7 protein-coding genes, 1 pseudogene and 1 riboswitch are annotated in these 7507 nt (G+C 74.3%); of the genes and pseudogenes, 4 read left to right on the top strand and 4 right to left on the bottom strand.

Annotated features, from left to right (window positions below; all coding sequences use genetic code 11):
- The 3 genes and pseudogenes from ACFV9J_RS34355 to ACFV9J_RS34345 form a co-directional block, all read right to left on the bottom strand.
- Nucleotides 1-231: pseudogene (locus ACFV9J_RS34355) on the bottom strand (energy-coupling factor transporter transmembrane protein EcfT); the annotation flags it as partial.
- Between the two features lie 58 nt (nt 232-289).
- Nucleotides 290-949, bottom strand: a complete 660-nt coding sequence (locus tag ACFV9J_RS34350) for an SCO2322 family protein (RefSeq protein WP_385361059.1) — start codon at nt 947-949, stop codon at nt 290-292.
- Nucleotides 946-2205, bottom strand: a complete 1260-nt coding sequence (locus ACFV9J_RS34345; RefSeq protein WP_385361057.1) for a prenyltransferase/squalene oxidase repeat-containing protein — start codon at nt 2203-2205, stop codon at nt 946-948. Before ACFV9J_RS34345 ends, ACFV9J_RS34350 begins: the two co-directional genes overlap by 4 nt.
- Nucleotides 2206-2334: 129 nt before the next feature.
- Nucleotides 2335-2425, bottom strand: a riboswitch (cobalamin riboswitch).
- A 117-nt stretch (nt 2426-2542) separates the two neighbouring features.
- Here ACFV9J_RS34345 and ACFV9J_RS34340 point away from each other — a divergent pair.
- The gene (locus ACFV9J_RS34340) at nt 2543-3214 is read left to right on the top strand and encodes a phosphotransferase (RefSeq protein ID WP_385361055.1); all 672 of its coding nucleotides are present in this window, start codon (nt 2543-2545) and stop codon (nt 3212-3214) included.
- 12 nt (nt 3215-3226) lie between these two features.
- On the opposite strand, the gene ACFV9J_RS34335 is transcribed toward ACFV9J_RS34340, so the two are convergent.
- On the bottom strand, nt 3227-3889 hold the full coding sequence (locus tag ACFV9J_RS34335; protein WP_385361053.1) for a TetR family transcriptional regulator: 663 nt from the start codon (nt 3887-3889) through the stop codon (nt 3227-3229).
- Between the two features lie 204 nt (nt 3890-4093).
- Here ACFV9J_RS34335 and ACFV9J_RS34330 point away from each other — a divergent pair, with 204 nt between their 5' ends.
- The 3 genes from ACFV9J_RS34330 to ACFV9J_RS34320 are packed head-to-tail and all read left to right on the top strand — an operon-like array spanning nt 4094 to nt 7499.
- Nucleotides 4094-5677: a glycosyltransferase gene (locus tag ACFV9J_RS34330; protein ID WP_385361051.1), complete on the top strand. Its 1584-nt coding sequence runs from the start codon at nt 4094-4096 to the stop codon at nt 5675-5677.
- Nucleotides 5671-6405 (top strand): methyltransferase domain-containing protein, encoded by a 735-nt coding sequence (locus tag ACFV9J_RS34325; RefSeq protein ID WP_385361049.1) that lies wholly within the window; start codon nt 5671-5673, stop codon nt 6403-6405. Before ACFV9J_RS34330 ends, ACFV9J_RS34325 begins: the two co-directional genes overlap by 7 nt.
- Complete coding sequence (locus tag ACFV9J_RS34320; RefSeq protein WP_385361047.1) at nt 6402-7499, top strand: prenyltransferase; 1098 nt, start codon at nt 6402-6404, stop codon at nt 7497-7499. Before ACFV9J_RS34325 ends, ACFV9J_RS34320 begins: the two co-directional genes overlap by 4 nt.
- Nucleotides 7500-7507 lie beyond the last annotated feature (8 nt).

Here is a 7507-nt window from a genome sequence, read left to right as displayed (position 1 = left end):
GAAGGCGCCGTAGGAGCGGGACCAGGGGGCGTGGGGGCGGCGGGTGATGACGACGTAGGCGGAGACGGTGACGAGGAGGGCCAGGAGGAGGGGGTTGGTGGTGCGGGTGGCGGCGGTGCCGAGGGCGAGGGCCCAGAGCCACCAGGCGCCGGGGTGCAGGGCCTCCCGGCGGTGGTGGCTGGCGGGGGTGGGGGCGCTTGCCCGCGCTGACGGGGTGCCGCCTGCGCCCACCCGTGCCGCCCCAGCGGCACGATTGCCCGCAGGCTGAGCGGTACGACTGTCCGCGGGTTTAGCGGGTTGCATTCCTGCGCCGCCTTGCTTGCCAGGCGCCTGCGGCGGCCAGGGCGGCGATCACCGCTGTGCCCGCGATGAGGCCGACCGAGGGACCCCCGTCGTCCGAGGTGTCTTTCTGCTCCGGGGCGGTTGTGGCCCCCTGCTTCTCCTGCTTCTGCGACACCTGCTCGCCGCAGCCCGACTTCGGGTAGCCCGCGATCGCGCACAGCAGGGCGTTGGTGTTGTAGCGGAGGGGGCCGGCGACGGCGGCCAGGGCGTCGGCCGTGGTCGCGTCGGGGGAGATCTGGGCGCAGGCCGTGCGCGGGGCGGGCGGGGTCTCGCCGGACGGGGCGTCGGGGGCCGTGCCGAAGTCGAGGACCAGCGCCACCCGCTTGGTGCCGTCCTCGGCCGGGGTCTTCGCGCAGATCGACGCGAAGTCCGCGGTGCCGCGCGGCTGTGCCGCGTCGCCCGAGTTCTCGCTCACCGCGAAGCGGAAGCCCTGGACGTCTCCGTCGGAGGGGCGGGCCGTGGACGGGCCCTGGGTGGCGTAGACCCACTTCGCGCCGTCGCGGTCCCAGAAGGACCAGTAGCGGTATCCGGCGGCCTGGGCCTGGCCCGCGGTCCCGATCAGCAGGAACGCGGCCAGGAGGAGGGGGACGATGCGGCGGGGTGTCACGGCTGCTGCTTCTTGTTGCGGTTGCTGAGCAGGAAGCCGATGCCGATGCCGAAGAGCAGGCAGACGCCGACGAACCACCAGACGCCGAAGGGGGAGTCGTCGTCCTTCTTCTCGTCCTTCGTCTGCTCGTCGTCGCTCGCGGTCGCCGTGTCCTTGGCCGCCGTCCCCTGCGGAGCGGGTCCCGTCGCGTTCAGCTTCTCCACCAGGTCCGTGCCGCCGAAGTCGCGCGGGTCGGTGCCCGTGGCGTGGGCGGCGAAGATCAGCTGGGCGTAGGCGGCCGGACCGCTCTCCCCGGCCCATTTCGCGGCGTTCTTCTCCAGCCAGGCCAGCGGCTCGGCCGCCTTGTCCGCGCCGCCCTGTACGGCGAGGGCGACGACCGCGTCGGCGGTGTTGCCGTAGTCGGGCTGGTCGGCGGAGCCGCCGAGAGCGGACGTGAGGTGGCCGTCCTCGGCGAGCGTCTCGGTGAGATACGCGGCGGCGTTGGCGGCGGCGCGCTCGCGGTCGGGCTTGTCCGCGTCGGCACAGGACGCGGCGCCGGTCTTCTCGCCCGCCTCGGCGACCAGGCCCGCGCCCAGCGCACCGAGGACACCCGCGGCGGTCGCGTCCGCGTTGGGGAGCAGCTTGCCGTCCTTGTCGGGCTGGAAGGCGAAGGCGCCCGCGCCCTTGTCCTTGGCGCAGGGCAGGGCGAAGGTGAGCAGGGCGTCGTAGGGGGACTTGCCGTCCTTGACGACCTTCGCGGGGTCCGTCTCCGTGGCGGTCAGGGCGCCGATGACGACGGAGGTGGAGTTGGCGTCGCTGGGGGTGCCGGGGAGGTAGCCCCAGCCGCCGTCCTTGTTCTGTACGGACTTCAGCCAGCCGAGGGCTTCCTCGATCACGTCGCCGTGCCCGCCGACGGCCCACAGGGCCTGGACGGCGGCGGCCGTGTTGTTGGTGTCGATCGGGGTCTTGGCGTCGCAGGCCGCGGCCGGGTCGGCGCGGAACGGGGCGAAGGCGCCGTTCGCGCACTGCTGGTCCGTGAGCCACTTCACGGCCGTCGAGGACGGGATCACGCCCGCCGTGTCCTGCGCGAGCAGCGCGAGGGACTGGCGCCAGACACCGTCGTACTGGGGGTCGGTGCTCCCGTACAGCCCGGAAGGTGCGGTCTTGGACGGGGCGGAGGACGGCGACGGATCGGCGGCGACCGCGGGCGCGGTGGCGGCGCCGATCACGGCTATGGCGGCCAGAGCCGCGGCGCTGCTGCGACGGCGGACGTTCATGATCGGCGGGTGCCTTTCCCTGTGCGGGGTCCGGCAGCACGGGGCACCCCCGGCGGCTCGGCCCCGTATGCCTCGACGGTGCCCGTGCGCCGGCGGGTGCCGGGCACGTGAGCCGGTCACATCCGTGCGGGGCAGTCCGGCTCACCGTCCGGGAGCCTCGGGGAGGCTCGGCGGGCGGCTCACGGTTGCGGGTCAGCGCCGGAATTGCACCGGCTTCCCCCCGTACGGGTGATGACGACGCCGCCACTTTACCCGTCTCCCGGGTCCGGGCCGAGAGGTGGCCGGGACGGGGGCGGGGCCGGGACGGGGGCGGGGGCCGCGGGATACGTTCCCGGGCATGCGGACGGGGAGACTGATCGGGGCGGGGCGTTCGGCCGACGTGTACGAGGCGGACGCGGGACGGGTGCTGCGGCGCGACCGGGAGGGCGTCGGGGACGCGGTGGCCGAGGGCGCGGTGATGGAACACGTGCGGGGGCACGGCTACCCCGTGCCGCGGGTGTGGCCCGGGACGACGGAATCACCGCGCACGGACCTGGTCATGGAGCGGCTGACCGGGCCGACGATGCAGCGGGCCTGGCAGGACGGGGCGTTGACGCCCCGGGAGGCGGGCGGCATGCTCGCCGCGCTGCTGCGGCGCCTGCACCGGGTGCCCGCGTACCGCGGCGCCGACCCGGGCGCGCGCGTTCTCCACCTGGACCTGCACCCGGACAACGTGATCCTCACGGCGGACGGGCCGCGGGTGATCGACTGGTCCAACACCGAGGAGGGCGATCCCGGCCTTGACTGGGGCATGTCCGCGGTGATCCTCGCCCAGGTGGCGGCCGCCGGCGGGCCGATGTCCGAGCCCGTCGAGGGCGCGCTGGCCGCGCTGCTCGCCGATCCCTCCGCCCTCACGCCGGACGGTCTCGCCGAGGCGCTGCGGCGCCGGGCGGCCAACCCGACGATGAGCCGGGACGAGGTGGGCCTGCTGCCCGCCGCGGAGGCGCTCATCCGCTCCCACCTGGACTGAACGGCGGGGCTCTCAGGGGCGCGCCGCCGCCGCTCCCGTCCCGGCCTCCGTCAGGTCGATCAGCCGGCACACCGTCTCGATGTCCACCCGCACCTGGGCGAGGGAGGTGCGGCCGGCCAGCCAGGTGATCAGGGTCGAGAGCCAGGTGTGCTCGACCACCCGGACCGCCGACAGCTGCTCGGGCGTCGGGTTCTCCAGGCCGCCCATCGCGTCCAGGATGATCGCCGTGGTCTGCCGCGAGACCTGGTCGACCTCCGGGGAGACGCTGCGGTCGGCGAAGGTCAGGGCGCGGGCCATCGCCTCGGCCAGCCGGGGCTCGCGCTGCAACGCGCCGAAGGCCCGCATCAGGGTCTGCGCCACCCGGTCCGCGGCCGTCTCACCGGTGGGCGGGCTCTTGCGCAGGGTGCCGTGCAGCCGCTCCAGCTGGTCGTGCATGGTCGCCACCAGCAGATGCACCTTGGACGGGAAGTACCGGTACAGCGTGCCGAGGGCCACCTGCGACGACTCCGCGACCTCCCGCATCTGCACCGCCTCGAAGCCGCCCCGGCAGGCCAGCTGGGCGGTCGCGTGCAGGATGCGCCGGCGCCGCTCCCGCTGCCGTTCGGTCAGGGGCGGGGCGGTGGAGCGGTGCGCCGAACCGGGCGCCGTCGCCGCCGGGTTGTCCACCTTGGTCACCTGCTTCCCCGGGTCCCGCGTCCGGATCTCCCCGAGCCCGGCGCGACGGTGTGCCGCGCCGTGGCGTGAATCACCTGATCCACTCGGCACAGGGTCGCTACCTGCCGGTAGATTCGGAGCCTCTGACGATCAAGTCTGAAACTTGTTCTAGATTAACCTCCCGACGTAGTGTCGCGGGACAGCGCAGTAAGGAGGGGGCCCAGAGTGACCGCCGAGGCCAGTCAGACGGGTCCCCGTCCGGAGCCAGCCGCCGACGGCTCGCCACCGCTGCGCATCGCCCTCCTCACCTACAAGGGGAACCCGTTCTGCGGCGGCCAGGGCGTCTACGTCCGCCACCTCTCCCGCGAACTGGCCCGCCTCGGCCACTGCGTCGAGGTCATCGGCGCGCAGCCCTACCCCGTCCTCGACGACGGGCCCCTCGTCGGCGACCGGCTCTCGCTCACCGAGCTGCCCAGCCTCGACCTCTACCGCCAGCCCGACCCCTTCCGCACCCCGAAGCGGGGCGAGTACCGGGACTGGATCGACGCGGTCGAGGTCGGCACGATGTGGACCGGCGGCTTCCCCGAGCCCCTCACGTTCTCGCTGCGCGCCCGCCGCCATCTGCGGGCCCGCCGCGGCGACTTCGACGTCGTCCACGACAACCAGACCCTCGGCTACGGCCTGCTGGGCGACGTGGGCGCACCCCTCGTCACCACCATCCACCACCCCATCACCGTCGACCGGCAGCTCGAACTCGACGCCGCCGGCAGCCGCGGGCGCCGCTACTCGGTCCGCCGCTGGTACGCCTTCACCCGGATGCAGAAACGCGTCGCGCGCCGCCTGCCCTCGGTGCTCACCGTCTCCGGCACCTCCCGCCAGGAGATCGTCGACCACCTCGGCGTACGGGACGACCGCGTCCACGTCGTCCACATCGGCGCCGACACCGACCTGTTCTCGCCCGACCCGTCGGTGCCGCGGGTGCCGGGCCGGATCGTGACGACGTCCAGCGCGGACGTACCGCTCAAGGGCCTGGTCTTCCTCGTCGAGGCGCTGGCCAAGGCGCGCGCGGAGCATCCGCGGGCCCACCTCGTCGTCGTCGGCAAGCGGCCCGCCGAGGGGCCCGTCGCCCAGGCGATCGAGCGGTACGGCCTCGAAGGCGCCGTCGAGTTCGTCAAGGGCATCTCGGACGCCGAGCTGGTCGACCTCGTGCGGTCCGCCGAGGTCGCCTGCGTGCCCTCGCTGTACGAGGGGTTCTCGCTGCCCGCCGCCGAGGCCATGGCGACCGGCACGGCACTGCTCGCCACCACCGGCGGGGCCGTCCCCGAGGTCGCCGGACCCGACGGGGAGACCTGCCTCGCGGTGCCGCCGGGCGACGCGGACGCGCTGGCCGCCGGGTTGAACCGGCTGCTCGGCGACCGCGAACTGCGGGCCCGGCTCGGCGCCGCCGGACGCGAGCGTGTGCTGCGCCACTTCACCTGGGCCCGCGCCGCCGAGGGCACCGTCGCGCGCTACCGCGAGGCCATCGGCCGCCGCCCCTTTGGCACGAGCGTCCCGAGTGCCCCGGGCACCCTGAGCGCCCCGGGCACCCCGAGTGCCGTGAGTGCCTCGGGGGCCCCGAGTGCCCCGGGCGCCCCGAGTGCCGTGAGCGCCTCGGGGGCCCCGAGCGCCCCGGGCGCCCCGAGTGCCGTGAGCGCCCCGGGGGCCGTGTCCGCGGGCCAGAAGCCGGCCCCGGCCCAGGCCCAGGCCCCGGCCCCGACCTCGACCACCAGTGACACCGGCGTCTATCCCGAAAGCAGGGCCACGTGCTGACCGTCGACTTCTCCCGGTTCCCGCTCGCCCCCGGCGACCGCGTCCTGGACCTCGGCTGCGGCGCCGGCCGGCACGCGTTCGAGTGCTACCGGCGCGGGGCCCGGGTCGTCGCGCTGGACCAGAACGCGGAGGAGATCCGCGAGGTCGCCAAGTGGTTCGCGGCGATGGAGGAGGCCGGTGAGGCCCCGGCCGGCGCCACCGCCACCGCCATGGAGGGCGACGCGCTCGCCCTGCCCTTCCCCGACGAGTCCTTCGACGTCGTCATCATCTCCGAGGTGATGGAGCACATCCCCGACGACAAGGGCGTCCTCGCCGAGATGGTCCGCGTCCTCAAGCCCGGCGGCCGCATCGCGATCACCGTGCCGCGCTACGGCCCCGAGAAGGTCTGCTGGACCCTGTCCGACGCCTACCACGAGGTCGAGGGCGGCCACATCCGCATCTACCGGGCCGACCAGCTCCTCGCCCGCATCCGCGAGGCCGGCCTCAAGCCGTACGGCAGCCACCACGCGCACGCGCTGCACTCGCCGTACTGGTGGCTGAAGTGCGCGTTCGGCGTCGACAACGACAAGGCGCTGCCGGTGCGGGCGTACCACAAGCTGCTGGTGTGGGACATCATGAAGAAGCCGCTGGCGACGCGGGTCGCCGAGCAGGCGCTGAACCCGCTGATCGGCAAGAGCTTCGTCGCCTACGCGACCAAGCCGCACCTGCCGACGGTGGACGCCGCGTGACCGCGCCCCGCACCCCCGGCACACCCCGCACCCCGCGCACCGAACACCTCGTCCTGCCCGGCGTCCTGACCGCCGACGAGGCCGCCGCGACCGTCCGGGGCATCCTCGCCGTCCAGCGCGAGGACGGCGCGATCCCGTGGTTCCGCGGGCACCACCTCGACCCGTGGGACCACGTCGAGGCGGCGATGGCCCTGGACACGGCCGACGAGCACGAGGCCGCCGAGCGGGCCTACGCGTGGCTGGCCCGGCACCAGAACCAGGACGGCTCCTGGTACGCCGCCTACGCCGACGGGGACTTCGCCGACGTCACCGACCGCGGCCGGGAGACCAACTTCGTCGCCTACGTCGCGGTCGGCGTCTGGCACCACTACCTCGCCACCGGCGACGACCTGTTCCTGGAGAGGATGTGGCCCGTCGTCCACGCGGCCGTCGGGTTCGTGCTGCGCCTCCAGCAGCCCGGCGGGCAGATCGGCTGGCGCCGGGACGATGACGGCACGGACACCACCGACGCGCTGCTGACCGGCAGTTCCTCCGTCCACCACGCCCTGCGCTGCGCGCTCGCCATCGCCGAGCAGCGTGAAGAACCGCAGCCCGACTGGGAGTTGGCGGCGGGCGCGCTGCGGCACGCCATCCGCCGCCATCCGGAGCGGTTCCTGGACAAGGGCCGCTACTCGATGGACTGGTACTACCCGGTCCTCGGCGGCGCCCTGACCGGCACGGAGGCCAGGTCCCGCATCAAGGAGAGCTGGGACCGTTTCGTGGTCCCGGGCCTCGGCGTGCGCTGCGTCGTCCGCAACCCGTGGGTGACGGGCGGCGAGTCGGCCGAACTCGCGCTCGCCCTGTGGGCGGTGGGCGAGTCCGACCACGCCCTGGAGATCCTCCAGTCCGTCCAGCACCTGCGGGACCCGGACAGCGGCCTGTACTGGACGGGCTACGTCTTCGAGGACGAGGCCGTCTGGCCCCGCGAACTGACCACCTGGACGGCCGGTTCCCTGCTCCTGGCCGTCGCCGCGCTCGGCGGCCACGAGGCCACCTGCCAGGTCTTCGCGGGCGACCTGCTGCCGCGGGGCCTGGACCCCGACTGCTGCGTCTGAGGCCGCCG

The organism is Streptomyces sp. NPDC059906 (assembly GCF_042730645.1).
Taxonomy (GTDB): Bacteria; Actinomycetota; Actinomycetes; order Streptomycetales; family Streptomycetaceae; genus Streptomyces; species Streptomyces rubrogriseus.
This window is presented reverse-complemented; position numbering and strand designations above follow the sequence as displayed.

Bases quoted from the DNA above. Each gene is read 5' to 3' on its own strand.
- ACFV9J_RS34345 (WP_385361057.1), bottom strand. From the start codon at position 2,205: ATGAACGTCCGCCGTCGCAGCAGCGCCGCGGCTCTGGCCGCCATAGCC.
- ACFV9J_RS34340 (WP_385361055.1), top strand. From the start codon at position 2,543: ATGCGGACGGGGAGACTGATCGGGGCGGGGCGTTCGGCCGACGTGTAC.